Annotated in this window: 12 protein-coding genes and 1 pseudogene; 5 read left to right on the top strand and 8 right to left on the bottom strand. The window is 58.3% G+C overall.

Going from position 1 to position 18,543, the window contains the following annotated elements; translation table 11 throughout:
* Both ACIOVB_RS21110 and ACIOVB_RS21105 read right to left on the bottom strand, forming a co-directional pair.
* Positions 1-695 (bottom strand): annotated as a pseudogene (locus ACIOVB_RS21110) (IS3 family transposase); the annotation flags it as partial.
* Between the two features lie 105 nt (positions 696-800).
* On the bottom strand, positions 801-959 hold the full coding sequence (locus tag ACIOVB_RS21105; protein ID WP_169432680.1) for a DUF3309 family protein: 159 nt from the start codon (positions 957-959) through the stop codon (positions 801-803).
* A gap of 322 nt (positions 960-1,281) precedes the next feature.
* Here ACIOVB_RS21105 and ACIOVB_RS21100 point away from each other — a divergent pair, with 322 nt between their 5' ends.
* The 3 genes from ACIOVB_RS21100 (at position 1,282) to csrA (ending at position 2,826) form a co-directional block, all read left to right on the top strand.
* The gene (locus tag ACIOVB_RS21100; RefSeq protein ID WP_187677751.1) at positions 1,282-2,097 is read left to right on the top strand and encodes an SDR family oxidoreductase; all 816 of its coding nucleotides are present in this window, start codon (positions 1,282-1,284) and stop codon (positions 2,095-2,097) included.
* 63 nt (positions 2,098-2,160) lie between these two features.
* Positions 2,161-2,493, top strand: a complete 333-nt coding sequence (locus ACIOVB_RS21095; protein WP_003226957.1) for a YnfA family protein — start codon at positions 2,161-2,163, stop codon at positions 2,491-2,493.
* Between the two features lie 147 nt (positions 2,494-2,640).
* On the top strand, positions 2,641-2,826 hold the full coding sequence (gene csrA / locus ACIOVB_RS21090; protein WP_077574041.1) for a carbon storage regulator CsrA: 186 nt from the start codon (positions 2,641-2,643) through the stop codon (positions 2,824-2,826).
* Between the two features lie 5 nt (positions 2,827-2,831).
* Here csrA and ACIOVB_RS21085 read toward each other — a convergent pair whose 3' ends face one another.
* The 5 genes from ACIOVB_RS21085 to ACIOVB_RS21065 all read right to left on the bottom strand — a co-directional run bounded on the left by ACIOVB_RS21085 (position 2,832) and on the right by ACIOVB_RS21065 (position 9,716).
* The gene (locus ACIOVB_RS21085) at positions 2,832-3,059 is read right to left on the bottom strand and encodes a YheU family protein (protein WP_003192759.1); all 228 of its coding nucleotides are present in this window, start codon (positions 3,057-3,059) and stop codon (positions 2,832-2,834) included.
* Positions 3,060-3,229: 170 nt separating this feature from the next.
* Positions 3,230-4,420, bottom strand: a complete 1,191-nt coding sequence (locus ACIOVB_RS21080) for an osmoprotectant NAGGN system M42 family peptidase (RefSeq protein ID WP_187677750.1) — start codon at positions 4,418-4,420, stop codon at positions 3,230-3,232.
* A 162-nt stretch (positions 4,421-4,582) separates the two neighbouring features.
* Positions 4,583-6,331, bottom strand: a complete 1,749-nt coding sequence (ngg, locus tag ACIOVB_RS21075; protein ID WP_401271012.1) for an N-acetylglutaminylglutamine synthetase — start codon at positions 6,329-6,331, stop codon at positions 4,583-4,585.
* Between the two features lie 3 nt (positions 6,332-6,334).
* Positions 6,335-8,107 (bottom strand): N-acetylglutaminylglutamine amidotransferase, encoded by a 1,773-nt coding sequence (locus tag ACIOVB_RS21070; RefSeq protein ID WP_401271010.1) that lies wholly within the window; start codon positions 8,105-8,107, stop codon positions 6,335-6,337.
* Positions 8,108-8,327: 220 nt separating this feature from the next.
* Positions 8,328-9,716 (bottom strand): dermonecrotic toxin domain-containing protein, encoded by a 1,389-nt coding sequence (locus tag ACIOVB_RS21065; protein ID WP_401271008.1) that lies wholly within the window; start codon positions 9,714-9,716, stop codon positions 8,328-8,330.
* A 250-nt stretch (positions 9,717-9,966) separates the two neighbouring features.
* Between ACIOVB_RS21065 and ACIOVB_RS21060 the strand changes: the two genes are divergently transcribed.
* A complete protein-coding gene (locus ACIOVB_RS21060; protein WP_401271007.1) occupies positions 9,967-14,802 on the top strand; it encodes an NEL-type E3 ubiquitin ligase domain-containing protein in 4,836 nt (1,611 codons plus the stop codon).
* A 4-nt stretch (positions 14,803-14,806) separates the two neighbouring features.
* Here ACIOVB_RS21060 and mnmC read toward each other — a convergent pair whose 3' ends face one another.
* Positions 14,807-16,786, bottom strand: a complete 1,980-nt coding sequence (gene mnmC / locus ACIOVB_RS21055; RefSeq protein WP_401271004.1) for a bifunctional tRNA (5-methylaminomethyl-2-thiouridine)(34)-methyltransferase MnmD/FAD-dependent 5-carboxymethylaminomethyl-2-thiouridine(34) oxidoreductase MnmC — start codon at positions 16,784-16,786, stop codon at positions 14,807-14,809.
* Between the two features lie 172 nt (positions 16,787-16,958).
* On the opposite strand from mnmC, the gene pap reads away from it, so the two are divergent.
* The gene (gene pap / locus ACIOVB_RS21050) at positions 16,959-18,473 is read left to right on the top strand and encodes a polyphosphate:AMP phosphotransferase (RefSeq protein ID WP_401271002.1); all 1,515 of its coding nucleotides are present in this window, start codon (positions 16,959-16,961) and stop codon (positions 18,471-18,473) included.
* Positions 18,474-18,543: the final 70 nt, after the last annotated feature.

The following is an 18,543-nucleotide window of genomic DNA, read 5'->3' as shown; positions in this document are numbered from 1 at the left end:
GGTTGGATGCCGGCGAAAGCGATGATGGCTGTCTGTCGTTTTGTGATAGGCCCGTCTGCGGGGAACCAGTTCGCGCCGATCTCGCAAGATATCGAATAAACGGTCTCGACCAACCTTTACGGACACTTCTGGCTCAGTGCGCATTAGATTGTGAAGTTTTCGGGTGCCAAGGCGCGGTTGCCTAAGTCGCTTTTCCCTCACGAATCCCATCACTTCCTGGGCATGACGGGCCCGGGCATCACACGCCCGGTTGCGCTTGTAATACGCCTGACGGGAAATCCCCATGAACTGGCAAGCCCTACTGATGCTCAGGCCTTGGATCTGCCCTTGGGAGAGGACTTTACGACAGAAACACCGAAGTCGTTCTTCAAAACGTCAACGACGGCCTCGAAAAACTGAGCTTTCTGGTTGGCTTGGGCAAGCTTTTCTTCAAGCTCTTTGATTCGCTGTTCGGGTGTCAGGGGTTTATCGGGCTCATCCATGGAACGGGGTCTCTTGGAGCGAATGGACGCGCCTTGACTCCAGTCCTGCCGACCATGCCTGCGTAACCAGTTCAGTACGGTCGTTTTACCCTGAATGCCATAGCGCTCTTGAGCCTCTTTATAACTCAACTCGCCTTTTTCGACCTGATCGACGACCGACAATTTAAAGGTCAGCGTGTAATCACGCTGACTGCGCCTTTCTCCCGTATTCATTACTCCCTCCTGAGAATGGGTCAGAAGGTGTAAACCTTATTCAGGACGGGACAGCGCAATAAAAAAGAGGCCCTGAAAAGGGCCTCTTTTTTTACGCTTGAATCGTTATATCCGACCGAGTAGCAATAGCACCAGCAGCACGACCAACACCACGCCGATAATGCCCGATGGACCGTAACCCCAACTTCTGGAGTGTGGGAAGACTGGCAGACCACCGATCAGCAACAGGATCAGGATAATGATAAGAATTGTGCCCATGTCTATTTCCTTGTTGAAAGTGTTCGAGAAGTCTTGGTGTTCAAGGGCGACTGGAGACTAAGTAATTCCAGGCAGCTTATAAATTCCGACCGGTGCGAATGAAAGAAAATTCAATGTTTTTTTAATGTATTTGGATTGCGTCCTTATTTCCTTTAAAGCAAAAGATCAGAAGATCGCAGCCTTCGGCAGCTCCTACAGAAATCAGTCCAGGAGCTGCCGAAGGTTGCGATCTTTTGATCCTCCATTCAGCAACTTGATGGAGCGTGGGCGCGCGCCGAACCTTCGCTACACTCCGCGCATCTTCCCCGGAACAACAAGGCTGTCTGCTATGCAAAATCGCATGATGATCACTGGCGCGGGCTCAGGTTTAGGTCGCGAAATCGCGCTGCGCTGGGCGCGTGAAGGCTGGCAACTGGCCTTGTCCGACGTCAGCGAGCCCGGCCTGCAAGAAACCCTGAAAATGGTGCGCGAGGCGGGCGGCGACGGGTTTATTCAGCGTTGCGATGTGCGTGATTACAGCCAGCTCACTGCGTTCGCCCAGGCCTGCGAAGAGAAACTCGGCGGCATCGACATCATCGTCAACAATGCTGGCGTGGCCTCTGGCGGGTTCTTCAGCGAACTGTCGCTGGAAGACTGGGACTGGCAGATCGCGATCAACCTGATGGGCGTGGTCAAGGGCTGCAAAGCGTTCCTGCCATTGCTTGAACAAAGCAAAGGCAAGATTATCAACATCGCCTCCATGGCCGCGTTGATGCAGGGCCCGGCGATGAGCAACTACAACGTGGCCAAGGCGGGCGTGGTGGCCTTGTCGGAGAGTCTGTTGATCGAACTCGCGCAGCAGGAAGTCGGCGTGCATGTGGTGTGCCCGTCATTCTTCCAGACCAATCTGCTCGATTCTTTCCGTGGCCCGACTCCGGCGATGAAAGCCCAGGTCGGCAAGTTGCTGGAGAGTTCACCGATCAGCGCAGCGGACATTGCCGACTACATCTATCAGCAAGTCGCTGTTGGCGAATTCATGATCCTGCCTCACGAACAGGGCCGTATGGCTTGGGCGATCAAGCAGAAGAACCCACAACTGCTTTACAACGAAATGACGTCCATGGCCGAGAAAATGCGCGCCAAGGCCAAACAGAGCAACGGCTGAACTTGCCCCTGACGTGCGGCGTGGTTAGGGTGGCCGCAATGGTCACCCTGTCGAGACGCGTCAATGCTCAATTACCTGTGGTTCTTCCTTGCGGCGCTGTTTGAAATCGCCGGTTGTTTTGCTTTCTTCATGTGGCTGCGTCAGGGCAAAAGTGCCCTGTGGGTGATCCCGGCGCTGCTCAGTCTGACCCTGTTCGCGCTGTTGTTGACGCGCGTCGAAGCGGCCTACGCCGGTCGCGCCTATGCCGCTTATGGCGGGATCTACATCGTGGCTTCGATTGGCTGGCTGGCCGTGGTCGAGCGAGTTCGTCCATTGGGTTCGGACTGGATCGGTGTGGCGTTGTGCGTGATCGGTGCCAGCGTGATTCTGTTCGGTCCACGCTTTTCCGCCGCTTGAGGGGAAGGCTGTTTAACGATTTGCGGGAAATGTCTGAAGGTCAGCGCGCCTGACGCTGTAGGGCATTACTGATTTGCCCGCGGCGCATTGTAGAGCCGCCGCAAGCCGCGCATCTTCAGGGTTCGCTAACCCTGAAGGACGAATCTCATGCTTGTACTCAGCCGTGTCGTTGGTGAGTTGATTTCAATCGGTGATGACATCACCTTGCGCGTTCTGTCAGTGAACGGTTCCAGCGTGCGCTTCGGCGTCGAGGCGCCACAGAAAGTCAATGTGCATCGTGCGGAGGTCTACGAGCGGATCCAGCGCAAACAGGCTACGCAAAAGGTTCGCTGAGGATTTCAGTCAAACAGATGCTTGGGCACGTCGTGCTTGAGCATCAACTGGCACTGTTCGCTTTCCGGGTCGAAGACAATCAGCGCCTGGCCCTTGGTCAGTGCCTGGCGTACGCGCAATACGCGGGTTTCCAGCGGCGTGTCGTCGCCGTTGTCGGTGCCGTCGCGGGTGACGAAATCTTCGATGAGGCGGGTGAGGGTGTCGACTTCAAGAGCGTCGTAAGGGATGAGCATGGGCACCTCGGCTGAATCAATGGCGGGATGCTACGGCGATTGATGGTTGCCTGCCAGTTTTGTGTTGCCTGATCTGGCCCCTTCGCGAGCAGGCTCGCTCCCACATTTGGAATGTGTTTCCCTGTAGGAGCGAGCCTGCTCGCGAAGGCGATGGTTCTGCCAACAATGATTTAACTGTCGGAACGCTGCCCCACCAGACTGTCCACTGGCGGCACTCGCGTTTCGCTCTCCATCTGCGTGTCGTGCTCGATCTGATGGCTGAAGCGGTCCAGCGATGCATTGGCCGGCGCCGCGTCGCTGGCAAATACCGGCGGACTCAGGATGTAAGCCCCGAGCAAGCGACTGAGCGCCGCCAGACTGTCGATGTGCGTGCGCTCATAACCATGGGTCGCATCGCAGCCAAAGGCGAGCAGGGCAGTGCGGATGTCGTGGCCGGCAGTCACCGCCGAGTGTGCGTCGCTGAAGTAGTAGCGGAACAGGTCGCGGCGCACAGGCAGTTCGTTTTCACCGGCCAGACGCAGCAGGTGGCGCGACAGGTGATAGTCGTATGGGCCGCCGGAATCCTGCATCGCCACACTCACCGCGTGTTCACTGGAATGCTGCCCCGGCGCGACCGGCGCAATGTCGATGCCAACGAACTCGCTGACGTCCCACGGCAAAGCCGCCGCCGCACCGCTGCCGGTTTCCTCGGTGATGGTGAACAGCGGGTGGCAGTCGATCATCAGTTCCTGACCGCTATCGACGATGGCTTTGAGTGCCGCCAGCAACGCGGCGACGCCAGCCTTGTCATCGAGGTGACGGGCGCTGATATGGCCGCTTTCGGTGAATTCCGGCAGCGGATCAAACGCCACCACATCACCGACGCTGATACCCAGCGAGTCGCAATCGGCCTTGGTTGCGCAGTAGGCGTCCAGGCGCAGTTCGACGTGATCCCAACTGATCGGCATCTCGTCCACCGCGGTATTGAACGCATGCCCGGAAGCCATGAGGGGCAACACACTGCCGCGAATCACGCCGTTGTCGGTGAACAGGCTGACGCGACTGCCCTCGGCAAAACGGCTCGACCAGCATCCGACCGGTGCAAGGGTCAGGCGACCGTTGTCTTTGACCGCCCGGACAGCAGCGCCGATAGTGTCCAGATGCGCGGAAACGGCGCGGTCGGGGCTGTTTTTTCGACCCTTGAGCGTCGCGCGAATGGTGCCGCGCCGGGTCATTTCGAAAGGGATACCGAGTTCTTCCAGACGCTCGGCGACGTAACGTACGATGGTGTCGGTGAACCCGGTGGGGCTGGGAATGGCGAGCATTTCCAGCAGGACTTTTTGCAGGTAGTTGAGATCCGGTTCGGGGATTTGCGTGGTCATGGAAACTCCTGATGGGTTGAGCACATCGATGGTTTCGATGAGGAGAAAAATTTGTAGCGCCTGAGGCGGCCCCTTCGCGAGCAGGCTCGCTCCCACAGGGGACCGCATTTCAAATGTGGGAGCGAGCCTGCTCGCGAAGGCGTCAGTAGATGCACCACATGATCAAGAAACTGCCGGCTTGCTGTGCGGAAACAACAAATCGACAAACCGCTCGGCTGTCGGTTGCGGTTCATGATTGGCCAGACCGGCCCGCTCGTTGGCTTCGATAAACACGTACTCCGGTTGATCTGCCGCCGGCACCATCAGGTCGAGGCCGACCATCGGAATATCCAGCGCCCGCGCCGCCCGCACGGCGGCATCGATCAGGGTCGGATGCAGAATCGCCGTGACATCCTCCAGCGTGCCACCGGTGTGCAGATTCGCCGTGCGCCGCACGAACAAATGCTCGCCCGCCGGCAAAATGCTGCTGTAGTCGTAACCGGCCGCATGCAAGGTGCGCTGGGTTTCGTGATCCAGCGGGATTTTGCTCTCGCCGCCCGTGGCCGCTTGCCGGCGTCGGCTCTGGGCTTCGATCAGCGCACCAATCGAATGCTGACCATCACCGATCACTTCCGCCGGACGACGAATCGCCGCCGCCACCACTTCAAAACCGATCACCAGAATCCGCAGATCCAGACCTTCGTGGAAGCTTTCCAACAGCACTCGGCTATCGAATTGCTTGGCCGCTTCGATGGCCTGTTGCACCTCCTCGATGCTCTGCAAATCCACTGCCACGCCTTGACCCTGTTCACCATCGAGCGGCTTGACCACCACCCTTTGATGCTCATCGAGAAACTCTAAATTGTCATCGGCGTTGCCCGCCAATTGCTGCGAGGGCAGCTTCAGTCCGGCAGCCTTCAACACTTTGTGGGTCAGGCTTTTGTCCTGACACAGACTCATGCTGATCGCGCTGGTCAGATCGCTCAACGATTCGCGGCAACGCACGCGGCGCCCGCCATGGCTGAGCGTGAACAGTCCGGCCTCGGCGTCATCCACTTGCACGTCGATACCACGGCGATGGGCTTCTTCGACGATGATTCGCGCATAGGGATTGAAATTGGCTTCCGGCCCGGGACCCAGGAACAGCGTCTGGTTGATGCCATTCTTGCGCTTGATCGCGAAGGTCGAGAGGTTGCGGAAACCGAGTTTGGCGTAGAGGTTTTTCGCCTGACGGTTGTCGTGCAACACCGACAGATCGAGATAGCTCAAGCCGCGACTCATGAAGTGCTCGATCAAGTGGCGCACCAGCACTTCGCCGACACCGGGGCGCGAGCACTGCGGGTCCACCGCAAGGCACCAGAGGCTGCTGCCGTTTTCCGGATCGTTGAAGGCCTTGTGGTGATTCAGGCCCATGACGCTGCCGATCACCGCGCCGCTGTCTTCATCCTCGGCCAGCCAGTAAACCGGGCCGCCCTGATGATGCGGGGTGAGCAGCGCCGGATCGATCGGCAACATGCCGCGCGCCTGATACAGGTGATTGACTGCCTGCCAGTCTGCTTCGCTTTGTGCACGACGAATACGAAAACCGCGAAACACGCGGGTGGCCTGGCGATAGTCGCTGAACCACAGGCGCAGGGTGTCGGACGGGTCGAGAAACAATTGCGTCGGTTCGAGGCCGAGAATCTGCTGCGGTGCGGCGACGTACAGGGCAATGTCACGCTCGCCGGGCTGCTCGTTGAGCAGCTCTCGGGCCAGTGTTGCCGGGTCGGGAAAAGTGTGGCCGATCAGCAACCGGCCCCAGCCGCAATGCACTGCAATCGGCGCAGTTGCGAGTTCGCTGCCGTCTTCGGCCAGGCGCGCCTGCAAACGCTCATACGACGGCGTCTGGCCGCGTATCAGGCGTTGGTTAATGGCCGTGGCGTGGGGTTTCATCAATCAGATTCCTTGTTCACTGAGCCACAGGTTCAGGGCCGCGAGTTGCCACAGTTTCGAACCGCGCAACGGCGTCAGTTGGCCTTGCGGATCAGTCAGTAATTTGTCGAGCATGGCCGGGTTGAACAGGCCGCGATCCTGGCTTGGATCGAGCAGCAGTTCGCGCACCCAGTTCAAGGTGTCGCCTTGCAAATGTTTGAGGCCGGGCACCGGGAAGTAGCCTTTCTTGCGGTCGATCACTTCGCTTGGAATGACCCGTCGCGCCGCTTCTTTCAGCACTTGTTTGCCGCCATCGGGCAGCTTGAATTTGCCGGGAACCCGCGCCGACAGTTCGACCAGTCGATAGTCGAGAAACGGCGTGCGCGCCTCCAGGCCCCAGGCCATGGTCATGTTGTCGACGCGTTTGACCGGGTCGTCTACCAGCATCACGGTGCTGTCCAGACGCAGGGCCTTGTCCACCGCGGCATCGGCGCCGGGTTGGGCGAAATGCTCTTTCACGTAGTCACCGGCGGCGTCATTGGCGGTCAGCCATTTCGGTTGCACGGTGGCGGCGTAGTCGTCATAGCTGCGGTCGAAAAACGCTTCGCGGTAGGCCGCGTAAGGATCGGCCGCGCCGTCCACTTGCGGGTACCAGTGATAACCGGCGAACAGTTCATCTGCGCCTTGGCCGCTCTGCACCACTTTGCAATGCTTGGCCACTTCGCGAGACAACAGATAGAAAGCGATGCAGTCGTGGCTGACCATCGGCTCGCTCATCGCGCGGAATGCGGCGGGCAGTTGTTCGATGATCTCTTTCTCGTCGATGCGCAGTTGGTGATGCTGAGTGCCGTAGTGTTTGGCGATCAGGTCGGAATACTGAAATTCGTCGCCGCGCTCGCCACCGGCATCCTGGAAACCGATAGAGAAGGTCGACAGATTTTCTACACCGACTTCACGCAACAGACCGACGAGCATGCTCGAGTCGACACCCCCCGACAGCAGCACGCCAACATCCACTGCCGCACGTTGACGAATTGCCACGGCTTCGCGGGTGCTGTCGAGTACGCGGTCGACCCAGTCTTCGAGCTGCAGGTTTTTCTCGTCCTCGTGTGGCCCGTAGGGCAGGGTCCACCAGGTTTTCTGCTCGGTGGTCCCGTCCGCTTCAACGCGCATCCAGGTCGCTGGCGGCAGTTTCTCGATGCCAGCCAACAGCGTGCGTGGCGCAGGCACCACGGCGTGGAAGTTCAGGTAATGGTTGAGCGCGACGGGATCGAGGATCGGGTTGATGTCGCCACCCTTGAGCAGCGCCGGCAGGGCCGAGGCAAAACGCAAACGCTGGCCGGTACGTGACAGGTACAGCGGCTTCACGCCGAGACGGTCACGGGCGATGAACAGACGCTGCGCATCGCGCTCCCAGATGGCGAATGCAAACATGCCGTTGAGTTTTGGCAGCAGCGCTTCGCCCCAGGCGTGATAACCCTTGAGCAGCACTTCGGTGTCGCCACCGGAATAGAAGGCGTAGCCCAGCGCTTCAAGTTCGGCACGCAGCTCCGGGAAGTTGTAGATCGCGCCGTTGAAGGCCAGTGACAGGCCCAACTGGCTGTCGATCATCGGCTGCGCCGAGCCGTCCGACAGGTCCATGATTTTCAGGCGACGATGGCCCAGGGCAATCGGCCCTTGGGCGTGGAAGCCCCACGCGTCAGGGCCGCGAGGGGCCAGGTGATGGGTGATTCGCTCAATGGCTGCAAGGTCTGCAGGTTGTTGATCAAAACGTAACTCGCCAGCTAATCCGCACATAAAATCCTTACCGGTTTTTCCGTTGGGGAGGGTGTCAAGCCATGCCTCGCCAAAAGGGCAGGCACTCAGAAACTGACCCGCCCCGGTAAGTGGAGTTTTAGAACGATAAGTTATAAGGCCGTTGTTGTATATATCCGCGCTCCGGAATAAGCGGGCGTTGACCCTTCGCTGTTTGCTGATAACTGAAGGGTTTGATCGACGATGGTTTTGTAGCGGGTTGTCAGTCGGCGTCCACCCGCAAACCCTCGCGATCGGTATCAGGCGAGGACAATCGTTTTTTCAGATCCAGCAGGCGTGACAGGGCATTGTACTTCTCGATGGCGGTCCAACTGCCCAGACCGGCGAACACGGAGCCCAGCAATTCATCCGTGGCGTAAGTGCGCAAGCGGCGGCTGAAATTATGGGTCGGGCTGGTGCAAAGTCGCTCGCTCTTACCCAAGGTATGAACGCCGCGCCTGTTGGCGTAGGCGGGCTCGTTGACATTGGCGAGTGGCACGGCAATGTCCCTGGCATCTGCGGACAACTTATCCAGATAGCGGTCGAAGAGATGTTTGCACAGCCCTTTCTTTAGCGGGATATACGTTATGTCGTTGACAGCCGAAATGTTAGTCAGGTCCTTTGCCTTTATTTTATTTTGTTCGGTATTGGTAAGTTGGGAGAAGATGAGTGTTTGGAATTCGTTATTTGCAAGGAAGTTGATGGCGAATCGATATTTTGACTGGTCTTCGCTATCGTCTGTGTAGAAGCCGTCACCCGTGTCGTTGGGGATGTATACGATGTGATGGTCTTTTGGCGATTGGTCAGTCCGGCATGTGATCAGAATTGCATCGGTGGTGTACTCGCCAAATAACTGTATCGACTGCAGTTCTATTTTGCCGTTATTAAAATTGGCGCCATAGAAAATATCCCCGTTTCCATTGGTCAGATCCAACAGGGTGAAAAGCCGGTGCAGAGGAAAATCGGGATTTTTGAAGTACTTTTCATAGCCGCTGAGTTTCATGTTGAATTTGTGCAGGCGCGTGCCGATCAATTCAATAGTTGAAACTTTAAACGTTCTGGCGATGTGTTTTTGGTATTGACCTCCCAGATCCAGTTTGCGACTCAGAGTAGCAAACTCTTGTGCGGACACCTTGATCGCGTCAGGGGCGTCACCTGTTGCCTGGCCAAGAATGTCCAAAATCTCGCTGTCGTTCGAGAAATAACCGGGAGCCGCTTCTTCGTCGGTGAAATTCAACATCGCCGCCTGCAGCAGGGTGTAGGTACAGGACGCAACATCCGTAGTGTTTTCAGGCTTGAGCCTGATGCTGTCGTTGACGCTGAAGCGTGTCCCATAGGTTTGCTTGAGTTCATGGCGAAGTTCGCGTCTGCAGAAATTCTCCAGTGTTTCCAGTTTGCCTGCCAACTCATCAATATAATCCTGATAGGGCAGCGCTTCATCGAGCGTTGCGCGAAAACCGGCCAGCCTCGTGGGGTCGTCTTTTGCCATGCCGTGGGTGATGAATCGTTGCACGGCAGTTGCCTTGTCCTGATCTTTGACGACATCGAAGATGTTCGCGATGGCGTCAGCGTCCGATATCGTGTTGGGCGTGTTATTTGTAGGTGAAGTCATGATGGAAGTCTCTTTTTTATATGAGATGCCATGTTATGTTTGGCTGTCGTGATAAAAAAGTTCTTTTATTGAATGGTTTCTTGTGTGCTTTGCGTTAGTATTTGAATGTTTAATATAAATATATACCGCACGGTCTTGGGTGAGGTGTGTTTGCTGTAATGTAATTTAAATGAGTTAGGGTTATATGTTTTAATTTGTAGTGAATGTGGATAAGGTTGAAGTTCAATCCTGCAATAAAGGACTATTGCCGATGAACACCACACAGGATAAATCCGCACCGCGCGCATTGACTCAAAATGAAGTACTCAGCGCCTTGTTCGAAGCCACAGGCGACCTGGACAGCGCCGAGGCGCTGCAAAAAAACCTGCCCGATATGCTGCTCAAGAGTTCGGTCGCCACTTTGGCCGCACTCGACCAGACCGCGCGCGACCTGCACGCCGCTCAGCTCAAGGTCGAGAAGGATCTACTGCTGCTCAAACCCCTGAAAAGCTTCTGCATTGCCGAATTGACCAAGGCGTTGAGTCGCAAGTGGTCGGCGAGCTTCAATGTCGAGAAGGATCTGTTGAGTCTGCCGGGGATCGATTGCGGTTGCCTGCCGACCTCAACCGACGCCCAAGGTATTGAAACCTTTGCGCACGCTTCACAAACATTGCTGCACGCGGCGATGCAGAACTTCAGCGAGGACGAAGAGGCCGACAATTATCCTGTCGGCAGTTTGATCCAGGTGCATGGCGCACCCTCAGGCGTGGCCGGGTTGACCCCGGCATCGTTCGCCAGATTCTGTCGCGAACTGGATCTGGGTAAACGCTACCAGGAACATTTCCAGCAGGTGTTCGGCCTGGCCGACAGCGACGGCAAAGTGGTTGCGACCAGCCCGATGACTCGCGATATCGCGACGCTGAAAAAACACCTGCTGCAACTGGATATGCATTTGGCCGGGCTAAGGCAGCACATCACGCCGCAAGGCCTGCAAACGATCCAGAGGCTGATTGCCGCTGATGGCGAGGTCTCGTCGAAAACCCTGCATTACAAGAAGCGTGCATTGCTCATGCAGGGCATTGAGGTGCTCGACAGTTGCGTCTGGGGTGTTGTGGTGTTTTCCGTCCGGTCGTTCGAGTTGTACCCGGACGAATGGTGCCTGGTGTACATGGCCAACGAGCCGCAAAGGCCTTTGTACGAGTACGCCAGTTTCAACGCATTCAAGCAGTACCTCACGCAGAAATTGAATGTGAAAAGCTACAAGGACTATTTCGCCAACAGTCTTGACGAAGATGACAAGGCCGACTTCTTCAAAACCTTCGCCGATAAAGCTGATCTGGGCCACATCCGGCAGTTGCCGATCACCGTGCCACTGTTCGAGTTCATGGTGCAAAGTCACGTCGGCAAGATGCAGATCGACGCTCGCAAGCTCGCCGTGCCGACCGCCGATGTTGATGAAGAGGTGCGTCAGAAACGCTTTCTCGATTTTCTCGAACTGGGTGTGACGATTGCGACGGTGGCAGGTTTTTTCGTTCCGGTAGTCGGCCAATTGATGATGGGGGTCGCGCTCGGGCAACTGTTGGCGGAGGTGTACGAAGGGGTCGAAGACTGGCGTCGGGGCGATCAGCAGGAGGCTTTGTCACATGTGCTCAGCGTGGTCGAAAATATTCTGCTGATGGGCGTTTTCGCCGGTGCGCAGAAGGCGGTCGGTGCGTTGGGAAGCAAACTGGTTCGTGCCCATCCGGAGTTTTTCGACCAGTTCACCGCGATTCTCGACCCGACCGGCAAACCACGCCTGTGGAAGCCCGATCTGAGGACGTATGAGCATCAGCTTCCATCGGGATTTACGGTGGCGGATGGCTCTGAGGAGCTCTATCAGATCCGGGACAAAACCGTGGCTCGGGTTGACCATCGGATATTTTCCGGAAGCATCGATCCAGTCAGTCGGGTCTGGCGTCTTGACCATCCTGAGCGCCCTCAAGCCTATGCCGCCGAGCTTGAACAGCACATCGAGGGTGGCTGGCGCCTGGCGGCTGAAGATGTCGAAAAGTGGAAAAGCGCGCCCTATACCCTCAAACGCATTGATCCGCATCTGAGCGAGTTCGGGGATACGGATCTGGAGATGATTCGCCGAATCAGCAACATCCCGCACGATGAATTGCAGCGCGCCTTTACTGACAACCTGGTCTTGCCTGCCCGGTTACGCGACACCGTGGAGCGCTTGCGGATCGAGCGCCGGTTACGCCAATTCATCATCGAACTGCAAAGCGGCGAAACCCACGCTGGCCAGCCACTGCCGGAGCAGTTGCACGGCCTGCCGAAACTGCCGGGCTGGCCTACTGATCGCTACATCGCAGTCAGTGATCCCGAAGGCACAATCACTGCAACCCATCCAGCGACCACCCTCCTCGATGAAGAACTCAGCGTGGCTGTCAGCCAGGATCAACTGGAGGAGGGGCAGTTGCTCCAGACGGTAATCGATGGCCTGTTTCAGCACGAGGTCGATACGTTGCTGGGAGCCAGGGTCAGCCCTGAGTCGCAAAGGCCAGCGTTGGCGAAAAAACTGGGGGCGGCGTTCAAGGCTGATCGTCGCGCGGTTTTTGAGCGAATGTACCAGCGACATGACCAGAGTGATGCGGACGAGGTGAAGAAGCTGCGTAGCGTGTTCGCCGATATTCCCGCGCGCTATGCGCAACGCCTGATTGATCAGGCGTCGAGTGTCGATCGTTTGCATTTGCGCTCCACCGGGCGAGTGCCCTTGCGGCTGGCGCAAAAAGCCCGCGAAGCTAGCGCCCAAGTGCGACTCGATCGCGCGCTAAGCGGGTTTCACGTACCGCAGATCGCCAATGCCGACTGTGAAAAACTGGCCATCCAGTTGCTGCCCCGTTTGGGTGGATGGGACGCTGAACTGCGCCTGTCGGTGCGTGACAAGACACTGACCGGGCCGATATTGGAAGCCATCGGTAATGAATCGGCGACACCCCTGAACACCTGCACGCTGGTCAAATCCAGCAACGGCTACGAAGCGTTTGGCGGGGACGGTAAATCCCTCGGGATTACCGCAGCAGGTCCCGACAGCCTTTATGCCGCGATCCTCAAGGCACTCCCTCCGCGCCAGCGCATCGCCGCCGGCTTCGCCGATCCTGTGGACGCCGACAGTGCGCGGCTGCGCAGCAAATTACTCAACGTTGCACTGGATGAGCGTGAGACCAGTGCCCAGCTATTGGCCGGCGGCGAGTTTGCACCGCTGAGCGCTGAACTCGGCTGTGTTCAAGCCGACCATGCAGCGACGGCGACCACGCATCCGCGAGCACTGATCCGCAAGGTGAGAAAACTCTATCCACGTTTCTCCCAAGCGCAGGCCATCGAGCTTATCGATCAGTTGGGCGCCGACCCGTTGACCCGCGCGGCCCGGGTGAAAGGTCTGCGCCATGATCTGCTGCAATTGCGTGAGGTGCTGGACGTCTGGAGTGAGGACATAGCTGCGATGAGGGCGCTGGGCGGTGACTTGCGTGAAGTGTGGTACAGCCGCAAGTTGACGGCAGGGCTGATTGAAGACGGGTTTCGGCGGCTGTTTCTGGCGACCGATGAAAGTGGTCAATCGGTCTGTGTGCTGAATCTCGACGGAATGCGGGTGGGGGCATTGCCCACGTTACCGCCGGAGTTGAACTTCGATCATATTCAGCAGTTGTCGATGAAAAACATGGCGCAGGGCGATGATCTCGTTTATTTCCTCAAGTCATTCAAAAAGGTCGAGTCCCTGCAACTCGACAACAATAAAATCACGCGGCTGCCCGAGATTCTGTCGCACATGCCCAATCTCGCCCGGTTGAGTCTGGCGGGTAACCAGATCAAGCTGACCGAACAGTCTCTGGTGAAGCTGAGCAACATACGCACAATGTGCAACTTGAACCTGAGCAGTAACCCGTTGGGCGCGACCCCGGACGTGAGCAAGATGTTTGACCTGCACTCCCTGTCCTTGCGTGAGACGGGTGCCACCGAATTACCCAAAGGCCTTGCACGCCTGCCTTATCTGGACTGGGTGGATCTGCGCAACAACGACATCAAGGAGCTGCCGAACTGGCTGTTCAAAACATCGAAACGTTTCAGTCAGGCCGTCAACCTGCGCGGTAATCCCTTGTCGAGCACCAGCGCCACTCATCTGGCCGATTATCGAAACAACGTCGGTATCGGCATGGGCTATCTGGAAGACGATATCGCTCGACTCGATGAGCAGCAGGCGCGCTCACTGTGGTTTAAGGACGGAGCCGGAGAGGACTGGGGCCGGCGTAACCGGATCTGGACAGCCTTCAAGGACGATCCACGGGCCGAGGGCCTGTTTCATTTGCTGGCGGAGGTCGGCAATACGGCCGACTCTGAAAAGGTCAGCGACGACATGCATCGCCGGGTTTGGGCGATCCTTGAAGCCGCGGAATCCGACGCAGAGTTATGCGAGCAAGTGCTCAATCTGGCCGCCAACCCGATCAACTGTGCGGATACGGCGGCGATGAATTTCAGCCATATTGAAGTCGCCGTGGAAGTCGACAGGGTGACCAGCCTCGCCGGTGGCCGAACCACCAGTGCAAAGCCTTTGCTCCAACTGGGCAGGGGCCTGTTCCGGCTGGACAAACTGGACCACATCGCCCAAGAGCATGTGCGCAAGAACCCGACTGCCGATCCGCTTGAGGTGAACCTTGCGTATCGTACAGGCCTTGCCGATGACCTTGATCTGCCGGGGCAGCCTCGGCATATGCGGTTTGCCGTGTTGGGCGGAGTGACCGAAGCGGATCTGGCTACGGCAAAAAATGCGGTCAATACCGCTGAACTGTCCTCCGAATGGCTGACATTCATGCTGCGTCAGCCATTCTGGTGCGAGTACCTCAAGCGCACGTTTCCGCGATCGTTCAACAGCATTGAGCAAACGTTCGCATCGCAAATCGATGCCGTTTTTGATCAGGCGACCAAGCTGACCACCGGGGATTACCTGAACCAGATGGATGCGATCAAACTCAAGCGCGAGGAGGCCGAAGAAACAGTGGTCACCCGCCTGACCAACGATGCGATACGGCTGATGGACCTGGGCATCTGTGCGATGCCCGGTGATTGAAGCTTTACTTGCCGCGTATCAGCTGACGTAACGCGAAACGGTTGGGGTGACAGGCCTCGGCAACGCTTCTTGGTAGTGGCAACGGCTCATCGTTCAACCAGGCCGCGAGCAGTTCGCCGGACAGTGGCGCGGTGATCAGACCGCGCGAGCCATGGCCGCTGTTGACGTATAGACCGTCGAGCCAAGGGCAGGCGATGTCCGGCACTTGTCGGGCATCCTTGCTCAGCGCCGCGTACGCGTGAGTGAACGCGGCACGGTCGGCGAGGGGGCCGACGATCGGCAGGTAGTCCGGGCTTGTGCAGCGGAAAGCCGCGCGGCCCAGTAGGTTCTCAACATCCTGTTCACTGATGATCAGGCGTGAGACGAGGTCGCTGGAAATCTCTTCGAGCATCGCCAGATTGCCCAGGTGTTCGGCGGTGGTCGGGGTCAGGTCGTCGCTGTTGAAATCGAAGCTGGCGCCGAGGGTGTGTTCACCCAGTCGTGCGGGTGCGACGTAGCCTTCAGCGCACACCACTGTGGCCAGTGCCTGGCTTTGTTCCGTCTGCGCCAGGCGTGTGATCTGTCCGCGAATACGCTTGAGCGGTAACTCGGCGCTTTGCGCGAAACGTTTGATCTCGGCAGCACCGGCCAGCACCACGACGGGAGCGCTGGCGAGCAAACGGTCACCGTCGAAGGCTTGCCATTGATCATCCACCTTGCGCAGTTCCAGCACTTCGCGATGGCTGAGCAATTCGATGTTCGGTTGCATGGCCTGTGCCTGACACAGCGCGGGTGGATGCACCCAACCCCCTTCGGGATAGTACAAACCACCATGCTCCAGACCCACACCGGCGCGGGCCTGCGCTTGAGGCTGGTCGAGCCACTGCAACAGGTCTGTCGGGAAGGCTTCTGCCAATTGAGCGTGGCGTTCGGCTTCCTTGGCATTGAACGCCAGTTGCAGCACGCCGCAATCGTCCCAGTCGGTACCGCGTTGCAGACTTTCGAGCAGGCGGCGGGTGTAACCGAAGCCGCTGACAATCAGTTGCGATAGTGCGGTGCCATGGGCCGACAGTTTCAGATACAGCACACCTTGCGGGTTGCCCGAGGCTTCTTGCGCCACGGCGTCGTGGCGTTCGAGCAAACTCACCTGCCAGCCGCGCGCTGCAAGGCTGGCCGCCGTGGCGCAGCCCGCCAGACCTGCGCCAATCACCAGCGCCCGGCGCTCACCGGTCAGAGGGGCAGGGCGCGCGAACCAGGGTTTCTCGGGGGCTGGTGGTGGCACTTCCGGTGGCCAGCCGAGGAACTCGCCACGCAGGATTTCCCACTTGTGGCCGATGCCCGGCGTGCGTTTCATCTTGAACCCGGCAGCGTTAAGCAAGCGCCGCACCCAACCGGTGCTGGTGAAGGTACTGATGGTCGAGCCGGGGGCCGCCAGTCGGGCCAGTTCGACGAACAGCTCGGCGGTCCACATGTCCGGGTTTTTTGCCGGGGCAAAACCGTCGAGGAACCACGCATCGATCTGTGCATCCAGCTGTGGCAATTGTTCCAGGGCATCGCCGATCAGCAGCGTCAACGTCACCCGACCGTCGGCCAGCGTGATGCGTTGGAAGCCTTGATGAATGGCGACGTAATGCTTGAGCAACTGATCGGCCAGCGGTTTGAGTTCTGGCCACAAGGCCAACGCGCGTTGCAGGTCGGCCGGGCTCAACGGGTACTTTTCGACACTGACAAAATGCAGCCTGGAACCCGCCACCGCGTGTTGCTCGAACAGTTGCCAGGCGCAGAGAAAATTCAGCCCGGTGCCGAACCCGGTTTCACCGATGACCAGGCGCCCATTCTCCGGCAACGCGGCAAAACGCTCGGCCAAACGGTTCTGTTCAAGGAACACATAACGGGTTTCATCCAGCCCCGACTTGTCGGAAAAATACACGTCATCGAACACTCGCGAACGCGGGCGTCCCTGATCATCCCAGTCGAGTTGGGCTTGGGGCATTACAGGTTTCATGGCAGGCTCGGCAACGACAAGGCGGCCATTCTAGCCGATCGCGCAGGCGCTGCTTGATCCATGGCAAGGCTTGCTCGCGATGACCCGAGGACAATCCGCCACCCGCGGGAATTTCTGTGCCTCGTCCGTGCCCAATCCGCTAGTCTTGCTGAACCCTGGAAGGAGCCGTCCAATGTTTGAATCCGCTGAAATCGGTCACGCCATCGACAAAGACACTTACGAGGCCGCCGTCCCGGCGCTGCGTGAGGCGTTGCTGGAAGCCCAGTTCGAATTGCAGCAGCAAAAGCGTTTCCCGGTGATCATTTTGATCAACGGCATCGAAGGTGCGGGCAAGGGCGAGACGGTCAAGCTGCTCAACGAGTGGATGGACCCGCGCCTGATTGAGGTACGCACCTTCGACCAGCAGACTGATGAAGAGCTGGCGCACCCACCGGCGTGGCGCTATTGGCGGATGCTGCCGGCCAAGGGGCGTATGGGGGTTTTCTTCGGTAACTGGTACAGCCAGATGCTGCAGGGGCGGGTGCATGGTTTATTCAAGGATCCGCGCCTGGATCAGGCGATCAACGCCGCCGAACGCTTGGAAAAAATGCTCTGCGATGAAGGCGCGCTGATCTTCAAGTTCTGGTTTCACCTGTCCAAGAAGCAGATGAAAGCGCGGCTCAAGTCTCTCGCCGATGACCCGCTGCACAGCTGGCGCATCAGCCCGCTGGACTGGCAGCAATCGCAAACCTACGACAAGTTCGTCAAATACGGCGAGCGCGTGCTGCGCCGCACCAGTCGCGACTACGCACCGTGGCACGTCATTGAAGGCATGGACGCCAACTACCGCAGTCTGGCGGTCGGCAAGATTCTCCTTGAGGGCCTGCAAAATGCCCTGAAGCGCCCGGATGTGCACACCGAGGAAGTCAACGCCGCACCGTTGGGCACGGCGGTCGATCAGTTGAACCTGCTTGACAGCCTCGACCTGACTCAGCGCCTGGAGAAGAAAGACTACGAAGAGCAACTGATCACCGAGCAGGCGCGACTGTCGGGGTTGATGCGCGACAAACGCATGCGCCGCCACGCCTTGGTTGCCGTGTTTGAGGGCAATGATGCGGCGGGCAAGGGCGGGGCGATTCGCCGGGTGGCGGCGGCGCTCGATCCACGCCAGTACAGCATCGTGCCGATTGCCGCGCCGACCGAAGAGGAGCGGGCGCAGCCGTATTTGTGGCGCTTCTGGCGGCATCTGCCGGCGCGGGGCAAGTTCACCGTGTTCGACCGCTCGTGGTATGGCCGGGTGCTGGTGGAACGCATCGAAGGCTTTTGCAGCCCGGCCGACTGGCTGCGCGCCTACAGCGAAATCAATGATTATGAAGAGCAGATCGCTGACGCCGGGGTGATCGTCGTCAAGTTCTGGCTGGCCATCGACAAGGACACGCAGATGGAGCGCTTTCAGGCGCGCGAAGAAATTCCGTTCAAGCGCTTCAAAATCACCGAAGACGACTGGCGCAACCGCGACAAGTGGGACGCCTACCGTGCTGCCGTGGGCGACATGGTCGACCGCACCAGCACCGAGATTTCTCCGTGGACATTGGTCGAGGCCAACGACAAACGCTGGGCGCGGGTCAAGGTGTTGCGCACGATCAACCTCGCGCTGGAAGAGGCTTTCGAGAAGTCCGACAAGAAGGCCAAAAAGCACAAGGACTGAAGCGATGGGCACGCATACGCGGGGTGAATGATTGTCGCGGTCGGTCATTTGGTGGGCTTATGCTCGAGCC

Source organism: Pseudomonas sp. NPDC087639 (genome assembly GCF_044743385.1).
GTDB lineage: Bacteria > Pseudomonadota > Gammaproteobacteria > Pseudomonadales > Pseudomonadaceae > Aquipseudomonas.
The sequence above is the reverse complement of the archived record's forward strand: the minus strand, read 5'-3'. Positions and strand labels throughout refer to the sequence as shown.